General features: G+C 51.8%; 30 protein-coding genes. 29 read left to right on the top strand and 1 reads right to left on the bottom strand.

Features of this window, described 5'->3' with window-relative positions; translation table 11 throughout:
- Window positions 1-14: 14 nt before the first annotated feature.
- The 29 genes from rpsQ to NSS88_RS07740 all read left to right on the top strand — a co-directional run bounded on the left by rpsQ (window position 15) and on the right by NSS88_RS07740 (window position 17166).
- A complete protein-coding gene (gene rpsQ, locus NSS88_RS07880) occupies window positions 15-278 on the top strand; it encodes a 30S ribosomal protein S17 (protein WP_033008672.1) in 264 nt (87 codons plus the stop codon).
- A 48-nt stretch (window positions 279-326) separates the two neighbouring features.
- Window positions 327-695: a 50S ribosomal protein L14 gene (rplN, locus tag NSS88_RS07875; protein WP_011229630.1), complete on the top strand. Its 369-nt coding sequence runs from the start codon at window positions 327-329 to the stop codon at window positions 693-695.
- A gap of 36 nt (window positions 696-731) precedes the next feature.
- Window positions 732-1043, top strand: a complete 312-nt coding sequence (gene rplX / locus NSS88_RS07870) for a 50S ribosomal protein L24 (RefSeq protein ID WP_011229631.1) — start codon at window positions 732-734, stop codon at window positions 1041-1043.
- A gap of 27 nt (window positions 1044-1070) precedes the next feature.
- Window positions 1071-1610: a 50S ribosomal protein L5 gene (rplE, locus tag NSS88_RS07865; RefSeq protein ID WP_033008675.1), complete on the top strand. Its 540-nt coding sequence runs from the start codon at window positions 1071-1073 to the stop codon at window positions 1608-1610.
- A gap of 29 nt (window positions 1611-1639) precedes the next feature.
- Window positions 1640-1825, top strand: coding sequence for a type Z 30S ribosomal protein S14 (locus NSS88_RS07860; protein WP_003247599.1), 186 nt, complete (start codon window positions 1640-1642; stop codon window positions 1823-1825).
- 33 nt (window positions 1826-1858) lie between these two features.
- Entirely contained in the window at window positions 1859-2257 is a 399-nt protein-coding gene (gene rpsH, locus NSS88_RS07855) for a 30S ribosomal protein S8 (protein WP_033008676.1), read from the top strand.
- A 32-nt stretch (window positions 2258-2289) separates the two neighbouring features.
- Complete coding sequence (rplF, locus tag NSS88_RS07850; RefSeq protein ID WP_011229634.1) at window positions 2290-2826, top strand: 50S ribosomal protein L6; 537 nt, start codon at window positions 2290-2292, stop codon at window positions 2824-2826.
- A gap of 33 nt (window positions 2827-2859) precedes the next feature.
- The gene (rplR, locus tag NSS88_RS07845; RefSeq protein WP_033008681.1) at window positions 2860-3222 is read left to right on the top strand and encodes a 50S ribosomal protein L18; all 363 of its coding nucleotides are present in this window, start codon (window positions 2860-2862) and stop codon (window positions 3220-3222) included.
- A 19-nt stretch (window positions 3223-3241) separates the two neighbouring features.
- Window positions 3242-3742 carry a 30S ribosomal protein S5 gene (gene rpsE / locus NSS88_RS07840; protein WP_033008682.1) on the top strand — a complete coding sequence of 167 codons (501 nt, stop codon included), beginning with the start codon at window positions 3242-3244 and terminating at the stop codon, window positions 3740-3742.
- 13 nt (window positions 3743-3755) lie between these two features.
- Window positions 3756-3944 (top strand): 50S ribosomal protein L30, encoded by a 189-nt coding sequence (rpmD, locus tag NSS88_RS07835; protein ID WP_033008683.1) that lies wholly within the window; start codon window positions 3756-3758, stop codon window positions 3942-3944.
- A 20-nt stretch (window positions 3945-3964) separates the two neighbouring features.
- Window positions 3965-4405, top strand: coding sequence for a 50S ribosomal protein L15 (gene rplO, locus NSS88_RS07830; RefSeq protein ID WP_011229638.1), 441 nt, complete (start codon window positions 3965-3967; stop codon window positions 4403-4405).
- Window positions 4405-5697 carry a preprotein translocase subunit SecY gene (gene secY, locus NSS88_RS07825; protein WP_341083909.1) on the top strand — a complete coding sequence of 431 codons (1293 nt, stop codon included), beginning with the start codon at window positions 4405-4407 and terminating at the stop codon, window positions 5695-5697. Before rplO ends, secY begins: the two co-directional genes overlap by 1 nt.
- 43 nt (window positions 5698-5740) lie before the next feature.
- Window positions 5741-6394 (top strand): adenylate kinase, encoded by a 654-nt coding sequence (locus NSS88_RS07820; protein ID WP_049624206.1) that lies wholly within the window; start codon window positions 5741-5743, stop codon window positions 6392-6394.
- Window positions 6391-7131: a type I methionyl aminopeptidase gene (gene map / locus NSS88_RS07815; RefSeq protein WP_053532696.1), complete on the top strand. Its 741-nt coding sequence runs from the start codon at window positions 6391-6393 to the stop codon at window positions 7129-7131. Before NSS88_RS07820 ends, map begins: the two co-directional genes overlap by 4 nt.
- A gap of 209 nt (window positions 7132-7340) precedes the next feature.
- Window positions 7341-7559: a translation initiation factor IF-1 gene (gene infA / locus NSS88_RS07810; RefSeq protein WP_011229642.1), complete on the top strand. Its 219-nt coding sequence runs from the start codon at window positions 7341-7343 to the stop codon at window positions 7557-7559.
- A gap of 35 nt (window positions 7560-7594) precedes the next feature.
- Window positions 7595-7708 (top strand): 50S ribosomal protein L36, encoded by a 114-nt coding sequence (rpmJ, locus tag NSS88_RS07805; protein WP_003247619.1) that lies wholly within the window; start codon window positions 7595-7597, stop codon window positions 7706-7708.
- Between the two features lie 21 nt (window positions 7709-7729).
- Window positions 7730-8095, top strand: a complete 366-nt coding sequence (gene rpsM / locus NSS88_RS07800; RefSeq protein WP_008881920.1) for a 30S ribosomal protein S13 — start codon at window positions 7730-7732, stop codon at window positions 8093-8095.
- A gap of 25 nt (window positions 8096-8120) precedes the next feature.
- Window positions 8121-8510, top strand: a complete 390-nt coding sequence (rpsK, locus tag NSS88_RS07795; RefSeq protein WP_011229644.1) for a 30S ribosomal protein S11 — start codon at window positions 8121-8123, stop codon at window positions 8508-8510.
- A 173-nt stretch (window positions 8511-8683) separates the two neighbouring features.
- Window positions 8684-9628 (top strand): DNA-directed RNA polymerase subunit alpha, encoded by a 945-nt coding sequence (locus tag NSS88_RS07790; protein WP_033017238.1) that lies wholly within the window; start codon window positions 8684-8686, stop codon window positions 9626-9628.
- Window positions 9629-9743: 115 nt separating this feature from the next.
- Window positions 9744-10106, top strand: coding sequence for a 50S ribosomal protein L17 (gene rplQ, locus NSS88_RS07785; RefSeq protein ID WP_033017237.1), 363 nt, complete (start codon window positions 9744-9746; stop codon window positions 10104-10106).
- Between the two features lie 118 nt (window positions 10107-10224).
- Window positions 10225-11064 (top strand): energy-coupling factor ABC transporter ATP-binding protein, encoded by an 840-nt coding sequence (locus NSS88_RS07780; RefSeq protein WP_033017236.1) that lies wholly within the window; start codon window positions 10225-10227, stop codon window positions 11062-11064.
- Entirely contained in the window at window positions 11040-11912 is an 873-nt protein-coding gene (locus NSS88_RS07775) for an energy-coupling factor ABC transporter ATP-binding protein (RefSeq protein ID WP_033008692.1), read from the top strand. The genes NSS88_RS07780 and NSS88_RS07775 overlap by 25 nt, the downstream gene beginning before the upstream one ends.
- On the top strand, window positions 11905-12702 hold the full coding sequence (locus NSS88_RS07770) for an energy-coupling factor transporter transmembrane component T family protein (protein WP_033017235.1): 798 nt from the start codon (window positions 11905-11907) through the stop codon (window positions 12700-12702). Before NSS88_RS07775 ends, NSS88_RS07770 begins: the two co-directional genes overlap by 8 nt.
- Before the next feature lie 12 nt (window positions 12703-12714).
- Window positions 12715-13479, top strand: coding sequence for a tRNA pseudouridine(38-40) synthase TruA (gene truA, locus NSS88_RS07765; protein ID WP_033008695.1), 765 nt, complete (start codon window positions 12715-12717; stop codon window positions 13477-13479).
- 227 nt (window positions 13480-13706) lie between these two features.
- Entirely contained in the window at window positions 13707-14144 is a 438-nt protein-coding gene (gene rplM / locus NSS88_RS07760) for a 50S ribosomal protein L13 (RefSeq protein ID WP_033017233.1), read from the top strand.
- A gap of 22 nt (window positions 14145-14166) precedes the next feature.
- Window positions 14167-14559, top strand: a complete 393-nt coding sequence (gene rpsI, locus NSS88_RS07755) for a 30S ribosomal protein S9 (protein ID WP_033008697.1) — start codon at window positions 14167-14169, stop codon at window positions 14557-14559.
- Between the two features lie 116 nt (window positions 14560-14675).
- Entirely contained in the window at window positions 14676-15116 is a 441-nt protein-coding gene (locus NSS88_RS07750) for a YbaK family protein (protein ID WP_055358233.1), read from the top strand.
- Between the two features lie 66 nt (window positions 15117-15182).
- Entirely contained in the window at window positions 15183-15899 is a 717-nt protein-coding gene (gene cwlD, locus NSS88_RS07745) for an N-acetylmuramoyl-L-alanine amidase CwlD (RefSeq protein WP_055358234.1), read from the top strand.
- Window positions 15900-16149: 250 nt separating this feature from the next.
- Window positions 16150-17166: an Mrp/NBP35 family ATP-binding protein gene (locus NSS88_RS07740; RefSeq protein ID WP_055358235.1), complete on the top strand. Its 1017-nt coding sequence runs from the start codon at window positions 16150-16152 to the stop codon at window positions 17164-17166.
- A 123-nt stretch (window positions 17167-17289) separates the two neighbouring features.
- On the opposite strand, the gene gerD is transcribed toward NSS88_RS07740, so the two are convergent.
- Window positions 17290-17877, bottom strand: coding sequence for a spore germination lipoprotein GerD (gene gerD, locus NSS88_RS07735; RefSeq protein WP_033017230.1), 588 nt, complete (start codon window positions 17875-17877; stop codon window positions 17290-17292).
- Between the last annotated feature and the right edge of the window lie 2 nt (window positions 17878-17879).

Raw genomic sequence — 17879 nt, 5'->3', positions numbered from 1 at the left:
AGGAGGTTTGCGGAATGAGCGAACGCAATCAACGAAAAGTGTACGTCGGACGGGTCGTATCAGACAAAATGGACAAAACGATTACCGTTTTGGTTGAAACGTACAAAAAACATCCGTTATACGGCAAGCGCGTGAAATATTCGAAAAAATATAAAGCGCATGACGAACATAACGAAGCGAAAGTGGGCGACATCGTCAAAATCATGGAAACCCGCCCGCTGTCGGCAACGAAACGATTCCGCCTCGTCGAGATCGTTGAAAAAGCAGTTGTTCTGTAATCATTTCATTCCAGTTCGGGGAGATAAGTCCGAAAGGAGGTTTCGTCGATGATTCAACAAGAATCTCGCTTAAAAGTAGCTGATAACTCTGGCGCACGCGAAGTGCTTGTCATTAAAGTGCTCGGAGGCTCGGGCCGCCGCTATGCGAACATCGGCGATGTTGTTGTCGCTACGGTTAAAGATGCGACGCCAGGTGGCGTTGTTAAAAAAGGTCAAGTCGTAAAAGCGGTGGTCGTCCGTACAAAACGCGGGGTGCGCCGTCCGGACGGTTCATATATCCGTTTTGACGAGAACGCCTGCGTCATCATCCGTGATGACAAAAGCCCGCGCGGCACGCGTATTTTTGGGCCGGTTGCCCGCGAACTGCGCGACAAAGATTTCATGAAAATCATTTCGTTAGCCCCGGAAGTTATCTAATGGGACGGAAGCACGTTTCAAGGAGGTGCGAATGCGATGCATGTAAAAAAAGGTGACAAAGTGCAAGTAATCTCCGGTAAAGACAAAGGTAAACAAGGCGTCATCCTGGCGGCGTTTCCGAAGAAAAACCGCGTCATCGTTGAGGGCGTCAACATTGTGAAAAAGCATGCGAAACCGTCGCAAGCGAATCCGCAAGGCGGCATCATCGAAAAAGAGGCGCCGATCCATGTGTCGAAAGTGATGCCGTTAGATCCGAAAACAGGCGAACCGACGCGCATCGGCTACAAAATTGTCGACGGTAAAAAAGTGCGCTACGCGAAAAAATCCGGAGAGATTTTAGATAAATAATCGTGACGCAGGAAAGGAGGTACCTTTATGAACCGCCTAAAAGAGAAGTATGTAAAAGAAGTCGTTCCTGCTCTGATGAGCAAGTTCAACTATAAATCGATCATGCAAGTGCCGAAAATCGAAAAAATCGTCATCAACATGGGTGTCGGCGACGCGGTGCAAAACCCGAAAGCATTAGACAGCGCCGTTGAAGAGCTGACGTTGATCGCCGGCCAGCGTCCGGTTGTGACGCGCGCGAAAAAATCGATTGCGGGCTTCCGTCTCCGCCAAGGGATGCCGATCGGTGCAAAAGTAACGTTGCGCGGTGAACGGATGTATGAATTTCTTGATAAGTTGATCTCGGTCTCGCTCCCGCGCGTGCGCGACTTCCGCGGGGTATCGAAAAAAGCGTTCGATGGCCGCGGCAACTATACGCTCGGCATTAAAGAGCAGCTCATTTTCCCGGAGATTGACTACGATAAAGTGAACAAAGTGCGCGGCATGGATATCGTGATCGTCACAACGGCCAACACGGACGAAGAAGCGCGTGAACTGCTGGCGTTGCTGGGCATGCCATTCCAAAAATAATGATCCCATAAGGCAAGGGAGGCGAAATCGTGGCTAAAAAATCGATGATCGCGAAACAAAAACGGACGCCGAAGTTTAAAGTAAGAGCGTATACCCGCTGCGAGCGCTGCGGCCGCCCGCATTCGGTTTACCGAAAGTTTAAACTTTGCCGTATTTGTTTCCGTGAACTCGCATATAAAGGTCAACTTCCTGGCATCAAAAAAGCCAGCTGGTAATCAACCCATTGATTGGGAAGGAGGTAAAACAAAATGGTGATGACAGATCCAATTGCTGATATGCTGACCCGCATTCGGAATGCGAATATGGTTCGTCACGAAAAGCTCGAAGTCCCGGCTTCGAAAATCAAGCGGGAAATCGCCGAAATTTTAAAGCGCGAAGGGTTTATTCGTGATTATGAATATATCGAAGACAACAAACAAGGCATTCTCCGCATATTCTTGAAGTACGGCCCGAACAATGAACGCGTCATTACAGGGCTGAAACGCATCAGCAAACCCGGTTTGCGCGTATACGTCAAGGCTCATGAAGTGCCGCGCGTCTTAAACGGCTTAGGCATCGCGATTCTTTCGACATCGCAAGGCGTCTTAACGGACAAAGAAGCACGGCAAAAAGGCACGGGCGGCGAAGTAATCGCCTACGTTTGGTAATTTATTTGCTCAAGAATGGAGGTGTGTTTGACATGTCACGTGTCGGCAAAAAACCAATTGAAATTCCTGCCGGTGTCACCGTTACTGTGAACGGCAATACCGTTACGGTCAAAGGGCCGAAAGGGGAATTAACCCGCACGTTCCATCCGGATATGACGATCACCGTTGAGGGCAATGTGATCACTGTTACGCGCCCAAGCGATGAAAAACATCACCGCGCGCTCCACGGCACGACGCGCAGCTTGCTCGCCAACATGGTCGAAGGCGTTTCGAAAGGGTATGAAAAAGCGCTCGAACTCGTTGGTGTCGGGTACCGGGCGTCCAAACAAGGGAAAAAGCTTGTGTTGAGCGTCGGTTACTCCCATCCGGTAGAAATTGAGCCAGAGGAAGGGCTCGAAATCGAAGTGCCGTCCCAAACGAAAATTATCGTCAAAGGGGCAGACAAACAACGCGTCGGCGAATTGGCAGCCAACATTCGTGCTGTACGTCCGCCGGAGCCGTATAAAGGCAAAGGCATTCGCTACGAAGGCGAATTGGTGCGCCTGAAGGAAGGCAAAACTGGTAAATAACGCGGCATAGCGAAGCGAAAGGAGTGACACTCGATGATCACAAAAGTTGACCGAAACGCGGTCCGCAAAAAAAGACACGCGCGCATCCGGAAAAAAATCTTCGGCACGACTGAACGTCCGCGGTTGAGCGTGTTCCGTTCGAACAAACATATTTATGCACAAATTATTGATGATACAAAATCAGCAACGATTGTCAGCGCGTCGACATTGGATAAAGAGTTCGGCTTAGATTCGACGAACAACATTGAGGCGGCGAAAAAAGTCGGCGAACTTGTCGCCAAACGGGCGTTGGAAAAAGGCATCAAACAAGTCGTTTTCGATCGCGGCGGATATTTGTACCATGGCCGGGTGAAAGCACTAGCGGATGCCGCCCGCGAAGCCGGTCTGGAATTCTAATCACAAAGGAGGGACAACGATGCGTCGTATCGATCCAAATAAACTCGAACTCGAAGAGCGTGTAGTCGCGGTCAACCGTGTAGCAAAAGTCGTGAAAGGCGGACGTCGCCTGCGCTTTTCAGCTCTCGTCGTCGTCGGCGATAAAAACGGCCACGTCGGATTTGGCACCGGGAAAGCGCAAGAAGTTCCGGAAGCGATCCGCAAAGCCATTGAAGATGCGAAGAAAAACTTAATTGAAGTGCCGATCGTCGGCACAACGATTCCGCATGAAGTCATCGGCCACTTCGGCGCTGGGGAAATCATTTTAAAACCGGCCTCTGAAGGTACCGGGGTTATCGCCGGCGGTCCGGCCCGTGCCGTATTAGAGCTGGCGGGCATCAGCGACATTTTGTCAAAATCAATCGGCTCGAACACGCCAATCAACATGGTGCGCGCCACGTTCGATGGGTTGAAACAATTAAAACGCGCCGAAGACGTAGCAAAATTGCGCGGCAAAACAGTCGAGGAACTGTTAGGATAAGGAGGGAACGATCATGGCAAAAAAACTGGCGATTACCCTCACGCGCAGCGTGATTGGCCGTCCGGAAGATCAGCGCATTACCGTCAGAACGCTCGGCTTGCGGAAAATGCATCAAACGGTCGTCCATAACGACAATCCTGCCATCCGCGGGATGATCAACAAAGTCGCTCATCTGGTCAAAGTGAAAGAAATTGAGGAATAATCGTAAGGAGGTGCTTCGCCATGAAACTTCATGAATTGCAACCAGCGCCGGGTTCCCGGAAGAAAGCGGTTCGTGTCGGCCGCGGGATCGGGTCAGGTAACGGCAAAACGTCCGGACGTGGTCAAAAAGGTCAAAATGCCCGCTCGGGTGGGGGGGTTCGCCTCGGTTTTGAGGGCGGTCAAACACCGTTGTTCCGCCGTTTGCCGAAGCGCGGCTTCACGAACATCAACCGGAAAGAATATGCAGTTGTGAACTTGGAAAAACTGAACCGTTTTGAAGACGGAACGGAAGTAACGCCGGAATTGCTCCTTGAAACGGGCGTTATTAGCAAGTTGAAATCGGGTGTGAAAATTTTAGGCAAAGGCCAAATCGAGAAAAAACTGACGGTCAAAGCACATAAATTCTCAGCATCGGCGAAAGAGGCCATTGAAGCGGCTGGCGGTAAAACTGAGGTGATTTAATGTTTCGGACAATCTCCAACTTTATGCGCGTCAGTGATATTCGAAACAAAATCATTTTCACTCTTCTTATGCTGATCGTGTTCCGCATCGGAACGTTCATCCCGGTTCCGAGCGTGAACACCGATGTGCTCAAGTTGCAAGATGAATTAAATTCGTTCGGCGTCCTGAACATTTTTGGCGGCGGGGCGCTGCGAAATTTTTCAATTTTTGCCATGGGGGTTATGCCCTACATCACCGCGTCGATTATCGTCCAGCTGCTGCAAATGGACGTTGTTCCCAAATTTACGGAGTGGTCGAAGCAAGGCGAGGTTGGCCGGCGTAAATTAGCTCAGTTTACCCGCTATTTCACGGTCGTGCTCGGGTTTATCCAAGCGCTTGGCATGTCGTACGGCTTCAACAATTTAGCTGGCGGGATGCTCATTCGAAATCCGGGCATCGGCACGTATTTGTTGATCGCGGTTGTCTTGACCGCCGGCACTGCATTTTTAATGTGGCTCGGCGAACAGATCACCGCGAAAGGCGTGGGCAATGGCATTTCGATCATTATTTTCGCCGGGATTGTCTCAGGCATTCCGACGGTCTTGAACCAAATTTACGCTCAACAGTTTGAAAATGTCGGGGAAGATGTGTTTTTGCGCATCGTCCGGCTCCTGCTTGTGGCGTTGGCGATCGTTGCCGTCATTGTTGGTGTCATTTACATCCAGCAGGCGTTCCGGAAAATTCCGATTCAATACGCAAAGCGGCTTGAGGGCCGAAGCCCGGTGGGCGGCCACTCGACTCATTTGCCGCTCAAAGTGAACCCAGCGGGAGTCATTCCGGTCATTTTTGCTGTATCGTTTTTGATTGCACCACCGACCATTGCATCGTTTTTTGGCACGAATGATGTAACATTGTGGATTCGCCGAACGTTTGATTATACCCATCCGATTGGCATGACGATTTACGTCGTGCTTATTATCGCGTTTACGTACTTTTATGCGTTCGTCCAAGTCAACCCGGAGCAAATGGCGGAGAATTTGAAGAAGCAAGGCGGCTATATTCCAGGCATCCGTCCTGGAAAGAATACACAAGAGTATGTAACGAGAATTTTGTACCGGCTGACACTCGTCGGCTCTGTCTTTTTAGCGGTCATTGCCGTGCTGCCGGTGTTCTTCGTGAACGTTGCGAACTTGCCACCTTCTGCGAAAATTGGCGGTACGAGCTTGCTCATTGTCGTCGGCGTGGCGCTGGAGACAATGAAACAGCTTGAGAGCCAGCTGGTGAAACGCCATTACCGTGGATTCATCAAATAAAGAAGGCAAGAGCGGGCGTCCCTTGCCGATAGGGGGAGTTAGGATGAATTTAGTGCTGATGGGGCTGCCGGGTGCCGGCAAAGGCACGCAGGCCGAGAAAATCGTAGCGGCTTACGGTATTCCGCACATTTCAACGGGCGATATGTTTCGGGCGGCGATGAAGGAAGGAACGCCGCTAGGGCTTCAAGCGAAGCAATATATGGACCGCGGCGACCTTGTTCCGGATGAAGTGACGATCGGCATTGTCCGTGAACGGCTGAGCAAAGACGATTGCCAAAACGGTTTTTTGCTCGATGGATTCCCGCGCACGGTCGCTCAAGCGGAGGCGCTGGAAACGATGTTGGCCGACATTGGCCGCAAACTTGACTATGTCATCCATATCGATGTCCGCCAAGACGTTTTAATGGAGCGCTTGACCGGCAGACGGATTTGCCGCAACTGCGGAGCGACGTACCATCTTGTTTTTCATCCGCCGGCGAAACCGGGTGTTTGCGATAAGTGCGGGGGGGAATTGTACCAGCGCGCCGATGATAACGAAGCGACAGTGGCGAACCGGCTCGAAGTGAATATGAAACAAATGAAGCCGCTCGTTGACTTTTACGAACAAAAAGGCTATTTGCGCAACATTAACGGCGAACAGGACATGGAAAAGGTGTTTGCCGATATTCGTGAATTGCTCGGGGGACTTGCTCGATGATCATTTGCAAAACCGCGCACGAAATCAACCTCATGCGCGAGGCTGGAAAAATTGTTTCCGCTACGTTGGAAGAGTTGAAAAACCATATTCGCCCCGGGGTCACGACAAAGGAACTGGATGCCATCGCGGAGGAAGTGATTCGTTCCCATGGCGCCGTTCCATCGTTTAAAGGATACCAAGGGTTCCCGGGAAGCATTTGCGCTTCAGTCAATGAGGAGCTTGTGCACGGCATTCCCGGCGACCGTGTGTTATGCGAGGGCGACATTATTACGATCGATGTGGGCGCCCAGTATGAAGGGTATCACGCCGACTCCGCCTGGACGTATCCCGTTGGGGAGATCGATGCGGAGACAAAGCGGCTGCTCGACGTAACAGAACAATCGTTGTATGTCGGACTCGCCGAGGCGAAGCCAGGCGCTCGTTTGACGAACATTTCTCATGCGATTCAAACGTATGTTGAAGCGCACCATTTTTCCGTCGTTCGCGAGTATGTGGGGCATGGAATTGGTCAACACTTACATGAAGACCCGCAAGTCCCACATTATGGGCCGCCGAATAAAGGGCCGATTTTGCGTCCGGGGATGACGCTATGCATCGAACCGATGGTTAATGCGGGCAGCCGCCATGTCAAAACGTTGGCTGATGACTGGACCGTCGTGACGGCGGACGGAAAACGGTGTGCCCATTTTGAACATACGATTGTGATTACGGAAAATGGCTATGAAATTTTAACGTGAACGGATCGAGGCAGAGCCGCCTCGAGGCGCTCGGGCAGATCGGCGAACCGTTTTCAACGTTTGCAGTTGTCTAAAGCTGTTTCGCCGATTCCGCGATCAAGGCGTCCGCTTACCGACCTTCCCGTTCACCGTGGACAATTGCGCCGCCTTATGTCCGTCCGGTTTTGCGTAACACAATGTTACTCATTCGAAGGAGGGGGAGCCGCTCGATGGCAAAAGACGATGTCATTGAAGTAGAAGGCACCGTCATTGAAACATTGCCAAATGCGATGTTTCGTGTAGAATTAGAAAATGGGCATACGGTATTGGCCCATGTGTCCGGCAAAATCCGCATGCACTTCATCCGCATTTTGCCCGGCGACCGAGTGACGGTGGAATTGTCGCCCTATGATTTGACGCGTGGACGAATCACGTATCGGTATAAATAAAAGATTGCACTCCGTTTAATAAGGAGGTAAACAACATGAAAGTGAGACCATCTGTCAAACCGATTTGCGAAAAATGCAAAGTTATTCGCAGACGCGGAAAAGTCATGGTCATTTGTGAAAACCCAAAACACAAACAACGTCAAGGGTAATTTCCAAGGAGGTGTACTACGATGGCACGTATTGCAGGTGTTGACATTCCGCGCGACAAGCGCGTAGTCATTTCGTTGACATACATTTACGGGATCGGCAAACCAACGGCGCAAAAAATCTTAAAAGAAGCAGGAGTATCGGAAGACACGCGCGTCCGTGACTTAACGGAAGAAGAGCTTGGCCGCATTCGCGAAATCGTTGGCCGCTTAAAAGTGGAAGGGGATTTGCGCCGCGAAGTATCGTTAAACATTAAACGGCTGATGGAAATCGGTTGCTATCGCGGACTCCGCCATCGCCGCGGATTGCCGGTTCGCGGCCAAAACACGAAAAACAATGCCCGCACGCGCAAAGGTCCGCGCCGTACGGTAGCGAATAAGAAAAAATAATCACGCAAAGGAGGTCATTTGACGAATGGCACGCAGAACAAACACTCGCAAACGCCGGGTGAGAAAAAATATTGACACTGGCATCGCTCATATCCGTTCGACTTTCAACAACACGATCGTGACGATTACGGACGTTCATGGCAACGCCATCGCCTGGGCGAGCGCTGGTTCGCTCGGATTCAAAGGCTCGCGTAAATCGACGCCGTTTGCGGCGCAAATGGCAGCCGAAGCGGCAGCGAAAGCGTCGATGGAACACGGCATGAAAACGGTCGAAGTGAACGTCAAAGGTCCGGGGGCTGGCCGTGAGGCAGCGATCCGGGCGTTGCAGGCAGCCGGATTGGAAATTACGGCGATCAAAGACGTCACTCCAATCCCGCACAATGGATGCCGTCCGCCAAAACGTCGCCGCGTGTAACGCCCCTGTATAGAATTTGAACCACTGTCAATAATGGGATATGATAAAGACCGTGACAGGGAAGCCGGCTTTGGCCGCCGGCAAGCTGAAAGAGAGAGATTCATGGGGGAATGTTGTTAGGCGTGTACCGTTTGGTCGGGGTCTCGACGTTTTGAAGGAGGGTATAATAATCGATGATTGAAATTGAAAAGCCGAAAATTGAAACGGTCGAACTGAGCGAAGATGCCAAATACGGCAAATTCGTCGTCGAACCGCTTGAGCGTGGATATGGTACAACTTTAGGGAACTCCTTACGTCGTATCCTATTGTCTTCACTCCCTGGTGCGGCTGTGACATCGGTGCAAATCGACGGTGTACTGCACGAGTTTTCAACGATTGACGGCGTCGTCGAGGATGTGACAGCCATCATCTTGAATATCAAAAAATTGGCGTTGAAGATTTATTCAGATGAAGAGAAAACGTTGGAAATTGATGTGCAGGGTGAAGGAGTTGTCACGGCTGCCGATATTACTCACGACAGCGATGTAGAAATTTTAAACCCGGACCTTCATATTGCTACGCTGGCGGAAGGCGGTCGCCTGCGCATGCGCATGACCGCCAGACGGGGACGTGGGTATGTCCCGGCCGAGGAGAACAAGCGCGAGGACCAGCCCATCGGCGTGATTCCGATCGACTCCATCTATACGCCGGTCTCCCGTGTTTCCTATCAGGTCGAAAATACACGGGTCGGCCAAGTGACCGACTATGACAAATTGACGATCGACGTTTGGACCGATGGGAGCATCGGGCCGAAAGAAGCCATTTCCCTTGGGGCGAAAATTTTAACCGAGCACTTGAACATTTTTGTCGGCTTGACGGATGAAGCGCAAAATGCTGAAATCATGGTAGAGAAAGAGGACGATCAAAAAGAAAAAGTGCTGGAAATGACGATCGAGGAGCTCGATCTGTCTGTCCGTTCCTACAACTGCTTGAAGCGTGCCGGCATTAACACCGTTCAGGAGCTGACGCAAAAAACGGAAGAGGATATGATGAAAGTGCGCAACCTCGGCCGCAAATCGCTCGAAGAAGTGAAAGCGAAGTTAGCGGAACTGGGGCTTAGCCTCCGTAAAGACGATTAAGCGCCAGCCCCGCCCGGTGGGGCGGACATGCGCGTTGGCCATAGATTTGGCGTTAAGCGCCGATCGACTACGACAGCAATGAGGAACACATCATTTTAAAAGGGAGGGACATTTGATGTCGTACAGAAAACTAGGACGCACGACTTCTCAACGGAAAGCATTGCTTCGCGATTTAGCGACAGATTTAATCATCAATGAACGCATCGAAACGACGGAAGCGCGAGCAAAAGAATTGCGCGCGGTTATCGAAAAAATGATCACGCTCGGCAAACGCGGCGATTTGCATGCCCGTCGTCAAGCAGCGGCATTTATCCGCAAGGAAGTCGCCAACAGTGAAACCGGCCAAGATGCACTGCAAAAGCTGTTCAGTGACATTGCGCCGCGCTACCAAGACCGCCAAGGCGGCTATACGCGCATTATGAAACTTGGTCCTCGCCGCGGAGACGGGGCGCCGATGGTCATTATTGAGCTCGTGTAACGGTTTCATTTCAACAAGGGCGAGACAGTTTCGTTTGAACTGGATCTATGCCCTTTTTTTGTTTACCATCATTTAGCAAGGCACGGCCGGGAACGTGCCAAGGCGAGGAGAAACAATCATGGCCGAACCGATCCTTTCGATCGAAGGAGTGTATTTCCGTTATCCGAACCAATCGGAGTATGCAGTGCAAAACGTGAGCTTCCAGGCCGGACGCGGGGAGTGGCTGGCGATTGTCGGCCATAACGGATCCGGCAAGTCGACCATTGCCCGGCTGTTAATCGGTTTGCTTCGGCCGGAGAGGGGCGTCATTCGCCTGTTTGGGCGCCCTCTCGATGAAACGACTGTCTGGGAGGTGCGCCGGCGCGTCGGCATGGTGTTTCAAAATCCAGATAACCAATTTGTCGGGACAACTGTCGAGGATGATATCGCCTTTGCCCTTGAAAATAATGGTGTTCCGCGCGATGAAATGATTGAGCGCATCCGTGAAGCCATCCGCCTGGTGCATATGGAGGCGTTTCTCGAACACGAGCCGCACCGGCTTTCCGGCGGGCAAAAGCAGCGTGTCGCTATCGCCGGCATTTTGGCGCTTCACCCTGATATGATCATTTTGGATGAAGCGACATCGATGCTCGACCCGCGGGGAAGGGAAGAGGTGCTCGAGACGGTTCGCCGCTTGAACCGGCAACAGCGCATTACAGTATTGTCGATCACGCACGATTTGGAGGAAGCGGCGAAAGCCGACCGCATCATCGTGATGAACAAAGGTGAGGTCATGGCGGAAGGAACGCCGGAGCAAATCTTTCGGCTTGGGGGCAAGCTCGAGCGCATCGGCCTTGATTTGCCGTTTGCCGTGAAAATGGGCAGCCGTTTGCGGGAACAAGGCATTCCGCTTCGTTCCGCACACTTGACGACGGAGGAGTTGGTCGAAGAGCTATGGACATTGTATTCGAAAAAGTAGAACATGTATACAATGCCCGTTCGCCGCTCGCCCGCCGGGCGCTGTATAATGTGAATGTGTCGATTCCCAGCGGGGCATACGTCGCCATCGTTGGCCACACCGGTTCGGGCAAATCGACGCTCCTTCAACACTTAAACGGCTTGCTGCAACCGACAAGCGGCACGATAAAAATCGGCGATGAGATCATCACCGGCGACAAGCGGCCGAAGCAGCTCAAACCGCTGCGCAAAAAGGTTGGGATTGTGTTCCAATTTCCGGAACACCAGTTGTTTGAGGAAACGGTCGAGAAGGATATTTGTTTTGGCCCGCTTAATTTCGGCGTTTCCGAAGAAGAGGCGAAACGGAAAGCGCGAGAGCTTATCAAACTAGTCGGGCTCAGCGAGGATGTGTTGGCCAAATCGCCGTTCGATTTAAGCGGCGGGCAAATGCGGCGCGTCGCCATTGCCGGCGTGCTGGCGCTTGAACCGGAAGTGCTGGTGCTTGATGAACCGACCGCTGGGCTGGACCCACGCGGGCGGAAAGAGATTATGGAGATGTTTTACCGTCTTCATTGCGAAAAACGGTTAACAACGGTGCTCGTGACTCATAGTATGGAAGATGCCGCCCGCTATGCCGACCAAATCATCGTCATGCATGAAGGGACGGTGTGGGGACAGGGAGCGCCGGAAGAGGTGTTCCGCGATGCCGATCGGCTTGCCGCCATTGGCCTTAGCGTACCGGAGACGGTCAAGTTGAAGCGGGAGCTGGAAGCGCGGTTTGGGGTCGCCATTCCCTCTCCGTGTTTGACGATCGAACAGACGGTGGAGGCCATCCAGCAACTGTTTTCTAGGGTGAGCATTCATGACTAATCATTTCATTATCGGCCAATACGTGCCTGGCCATTCGCTCATTCACCGCTTAGATCCGCGGGCGAAGCTGCTGATCGTATTCGCCTATGTTTTCATCGTTTTTTTGGCGAATAATGCAGTGACGTATGCGGTGCTGTCGTTGTTTACGTTTGCTTTTGCAGCCCTGTCGCGCATCCCGTTTTCTTTCATTTTGCGCGGTTTAAAGCCGATTTTATGGGTCGTGTTGTTTACGTTGTTATTGCATGTATTGATGACGAAAGAAGGGGATGTCCTCTACCGGATTGGCGCGCTGTCCGTTTACGAAGGCGGCATTCGGCAAGGAATTTTTATTTCCATGCGATTTTTGCTCCTTGTGCTCATAACGACGATGCTGACGCTGACGACAACGCCGATTGAAGTGACCGATGGCGTCGAAAGCTTGCTTAGTCCATTGAAAAAATGGCGCGTGCCGGTTCATGAGCTCGCCTTAATGATGGCGATTTCGCTCCGCTTCATTCCAACTTTAATGGAAGAAACAGAAAAAATTATGAAAGCGCAAGCCGCCCGCGGCGTCGACTTTTCCGGCGGCCGGTTCTCTGAGCGGATGAAGGCGATCGTCTCGCTTCTTGTGCCGCTGTTTATCAGTTCGTTCAAGCGGGCGGATGAGCTGGCGACGGCGATGGAAGCGCGCGGCTACCGCGGCGGCGAAGGGCGGACGAAACTCCGCCAGCTTGCTTGGAAGCCGGCAGACACCGTGTTGTTAGCCGCTACGGCCCTGCTGGCGCTGTTGCTCTTTTTATTACGCTCATAGCGGAGGAAGGCCATGACGAGACGGATCAAATGCGTGGTAGCGTATGACGGCACCCATTTTTCCGGTTATCAAATTCAGCCGGGAAAACGGACGGTGCAAGGCGAGATTGAGGAAGTGCTCAAACGGATGCATAAAGGGAAAGCCGTGCGTGTAACGGCTTCCGGGAGGACGGATGCCGGGGTTCACGCCTATGGGCAAGTCATCCACTTCGATACGGCGCTTGTGCTTTCTCCTGAACAGTGGAAAAGAGCGTTAAACGCCCAGCTTCCGGACGATATCGCCGTTCGTTCGGCAGAGGAGGCAGACAGCACCTTTCATGCCCGCTTTTCGGCCAAGGCAAAAGAGTACCGCTACAAAGTGTGGACTGCCGCCGACCGCGACGTCTTTCGCCGCCATTACTGCGCGTGGCATCCATACCCGCTGCATATCGGCGCCATGGATGAAGCGCTTCGCCAACTGATCGGGACGCATGACTTTACGAGCTTCTGCTCCGCCAAAACGGAAATGGAGGATCGCATACGCACCATTTACCAGGCAGAGGTGGAAACCGACGGTTCGATGATGGAATTCCGGTTCATCGGCAGCGGCTTTTTGTACAACATGGTGCGCATCATCGTCGGCACAGTGCTTGAAATTGGCCAAGGGAGGCGGTCCCCGGCAGACATTGCAGCATTGCTTGCAGCCAAAGACCGGAGACTCGCTGGCCCGACGGCGCCGGCGGAAGGATTGTATTTATGGCGGGTGTACTATGATGATGAGTTTTTCGCCGTCAGTTGACCGGTGGTAAACACCGTGTTCGAAAGTCGTCTCACGCTTTTAGATGACAAAAAACCGGGGCGCCATAAGTGAAGACAACGAGTCCCCGTGTAACATCTTCTTGACATTGGCGTTCCGGCAAGCTATTATATCATATGGCATGTATTTTCCACGATTAGCCCCGGACAGCAATCGTGTTGAAATAAACAACTTTACTTGTTCATTTTTCTTTTTAGGAGGGAACTACATTGCGTACGACTTATATGGCGAAACCGAATGAAGTAGAGCGTAAATGGTACGTTGTCGACGCAGCCGGCAAAACGTTGGGTCGTCTGGCCAGCGAAGTCGCAGCGCTGTTGCGCGGCAAACATAAACCGACATTCACTCCGCACGTTGACTGCGGGGATCATGTGATCGTCATCAATGCTGACAAAGTGGAACTGACAGGGAAAAAGTTAACGAAAAAATTGTACTATCGCCACAGCTTATATCCAGGCGGTTTGAAAGTGAGAACGGCGCTCGAAATGCGCACGAATTATCCGGAAAAAATGATTGAACGGGCGGTGCGCGGCATGCTTCCAAAAGGCAGCCTTGGCCGTCAAATGTTCAAAAAACTGCATGTTTACCGCGGAAGCGAACACCCGCATCAAGCGCAAAAACCGGAAGTATACGAACTTCGCGGATAATTGACAAGGGAGGGTATTTATTTTGGCACAAGTACAATATTACGGTACAGGTCGTCGCAAAAGCTCGGTTGCTCGCGTCCGCCTCGTCCCGGGCGATGGACGCATCATCGTCAACAAACAAGACATTCGTGAATATATTCCGACAGAAGCGCTTATCGAAATGGTAAAGCAACCGCTTGTACTGACAGAAACGCTCGGCAGCTACGACGTGTTGGTGAACGTTCACGGCGGCGGATTTGCCGGCCAAGCGGGCGCCATTCGCCACGGCATCGCCCGCGCGTTGCTTCAAGTCGATCCGGAATTCCGCACCGTATTGAAGCGCGCTGGCTTGCTGACGCGCGATGCCCGCGTCAAAGAGCGGAAAAAATACGGGCTCAAAGGCGCCCGCCGCGCTCCGCAGTTCTCGAAACGTTAACCGTGTTGTCCAACCCAGCCAGTTTGGCTGGGTTTTTTGCTTATTTCTGCCTTTGGCCCGCGCGCATGTTTGCGTTCGATCGTTAAACACTACATCGTAAAGGAGCGTGAAACACGATGACAGTCATCACTTCATTCGCGGAAAAAAGGCAGGAAAAGCAGCTCCGCTATGAGCGGAAAATGCTGCGGGAGTTGTCGCTGGAGAAATTGCGGGCCAAAGTGTTGGAACATTTTGCCCCTTTCTATCAAATGTACCGGATTTTCCCATCTACTGTTGAGGAAGGCTGCATTGACCTGGCCATTGAAGCGTATTTGCTCGGCGCCCATTACAGCCGGTTCGGCTATTATGGGGAGTCTGTGGACAGCGTGCGCCGACGTTGCGCGCAAGAGGAGAAATATTTAATTGACACACTTTTTGATTTTCTCTGCTTTTGGGGCAACATCGACGACGATCTGCTCGGCCAGTCGCTCTATTACGCCTGCGAGCAATATATCGTCGACTGGTGGACCGAAGGGTTTGAACGGGGAAAAAAACGGCGCCGCCTAAAACTTCACTGAATAAGTTCTATTCCCGCCCCTTGTCCCATATAAGATAGAGAAGGGAAACGTGCGGGAGGAGAAACGATGAAAGAAAAATGGAAGTGGCTTGTCGCCTTTACCGCGGCTGCCATTGCGGGAATTTTGTTATTTCCGTCTTTATTTTCTGATCTGACCTCAACAAAACCGTGGAATCTCCCATTGTCCGGGCGAATTATCGTCCTAGACCCCGGCCATGGCGGGCCGGATGGCGGGGCGGTCGGCGGCGAGGTGCTGGAAAAAGAAATCGCGCTCAACGTCGCGAAAAAATTGCGGGACTACTTGCAGCAACAAGGAGCGCTCGTTCTGATGACGCGGGAGACAGACCGCGATTTGGCCAGCCCGTCCACGCGCGGCTACAGCCGGCGGAAAACGGAAGATTTGCACGAACGAACATCATTCATTAACCATTCCGATGCGGATTTGTTTATCAGCATTCACCTCAATGCCATTCCATCCCCGCACTGGCGGGGGGCACAGACGTTTTATTACGGCTCGCTCATCGAAAACGAGCGGCTCGCCAAATTCATCCAAGCCGAGTTGCGGCGCAACTTGGAAAACACCCACCGGGTAGCGAAAATGATTGATACCGTTTATTTGCTAAAGCATGCCAAAAAGCCCGGAGCGCTCGTTGAAGTTGGATTTTTATCGAATCCGGACGAGCGGGAGCTGCTCGCCTATGACCATTACCAGACGAAACTCGCCGCCTCGATTTACAAAGGAGTGCTGCGTTACTTTTCGAACGAACCTACCCCTCGCGAATAGCGAGGTTTTTTATCGTCCCGAAGCGGGAAAGGCCCTGCTTCCAAGCGGGGAAGAACGGCCAAGGCGAGAGAACCGTTCTCCCCCGTCCAAAAGCGCGCCATCGCCATTCATACATCTGAAAAGAACACTCAATGTAACGAATGTCGAAAAGCCGGGACAGGCAGGGGGCCGAAATGGAAGCCATCTGGCGGTTTATGGTATAGTAAATATATAAGGGAACTATTGATTTGAAAAAGGGTTGGTGAATACGATGCTGACGGAAAACGAAGTGCGAGCCATTCTTGAAAACATGAAAGACCCGTTTTTAAACAAGACCTTTAAGGAAACAAACGCCATTCAAGAAATTAAAATTAAGGAAGAGAAAAACCATGTCAGCGTAAAGATCGCGCTTGCCAAAACCGGCACGCCTGACCAACTGCGCGTGCAAACGGCGATCGTCCAGCAGCTGAAAGAGGCTGGCGCTGCATCCGTCGGCTTGCGGTTTGCCGAACTGCCGCGCGAAGTGGTTGAGAAATATAGCGACAATCCGCAAAAAACGACGTATATCGCCATCGCCAGCGGCAAGGGCGGCGTCGGAAAATCAACGGTTTCCGTCAACTTAGCGGTCGCGCTCGCCCGGCTTGGCAAAAAAGTCGGGTTGATCGACGCCGATATTTATGGGTTTAGCGTTCCAGACATGATGGGAATTACTCAGCGTCCGACAGTGCGGGGCGATAAAATCATCCCCGTCGAGCGGTTTGGGGTGAAAGTCATTTCGATGGCCTTTTTCGTCGAGGACAATGCTCCGGTCATTTGGCGCGGCCCGATGCTTGGAAAAATGCTGAACAACTTCTTCAAAGAAGTTGAGTGGGGCGACTTGGATTACTTGCTGCTCGACTTGCCTCCAGGCACCGGCGATGTCGCGTTAGACGTGCACACGCTTTTGCCGTCATGCAAAGAAATTATCGTCACCACTCCGCACCCGACCGCCGCGTTTGTCGCTGCCCGCGCTGGGGCAATGGCGCTGCGCACCGAACATGAAATTATCGGCGTGATCGAAAATATGTCGTACTACGAGAGCCGGAAAACAGGAGAGCGGGAGTATGTCTTCGGCAAGGGTGGCGGAGAAAAGCTGGCCAAAGAGCTGCAAACCGAGCTGTTAGGGCAGCTGCCGCTTCAGCAGCCGGATTGGAACGACGACGACTTCGCTCCGTCCGTTTACGCAGAAGATCATCCGATCGGGAAAATTTATATGGATATCGCCCGCAAAATCGTTGCAAAATATTAATCGGTTTCACAAAAAGCGTCCGATGGCGAGAAACCGCCGATTAGAGCGTTGGCGGTTTTCAGCGCACGGACGCTTTTTGCTTGATTAATCTCCTCCGCCTTGTTGGTTGCCGGTGCTTTCTTCTCACTCTCCCCCTTCCCCTTCGCCTTCTTCTTGTTTTTCTCCGCCTTGCTGAACCTTTTCAGCTGCTTTCATCAACATATCTTGAATTTTCGCCTGATACAGCGGGCTGTTCAACGTTTCCGTGATCACCTTTTGCAAATGCTGGCGGAACTCTTTGCTTTTTAAGACATCGACCATGGCTTTTTCCATTTCTGGATCTTTTAAAATATCGATCATCAGCGCCTGGTAATCGGGATCTTTCATGAGCGCCTTCATCATTTTTTCATGTTCTGCTTGCAGCCCTTTGGCAAAACTTTCAGCGAATTTCGGGTCTTTTAACGCACTTTCCCAGAACTTTTTTCCTTGATCGGATGTCAGCATTTGTTGCAGCGTTTCTTTTACAGCTTTTTGATCTATGACTAGTTGCTGCTTCATCTGATCTTCCGACATAATATCTTGAATCGCCTTTTTCCCCTCGTCGGTTTTTAAAATGTCAACAACCATCTTTTTCGTTTCGTCATAATCCGGGGGAGGGGGGCTGGTTTCTTGAGGGGCACAGGAACCAAGAACGAGAAAACTGAGCAAGAGGAGCGGTAGGCATTTGTTCATGA

Source organism: Geobacillus sp. FSL W8-1251, assembly GCF_038005945.1.
GTDB classification, from domain to species: Bacteria; Bacillota; Bacilli; order Bacillales; family Anoxybacillaceae; genus Geobacillus; species Geobacillus stearothermophilus.
This window is presented reverse-complemented; position numbering and strand designations above follow the sequence as displayed.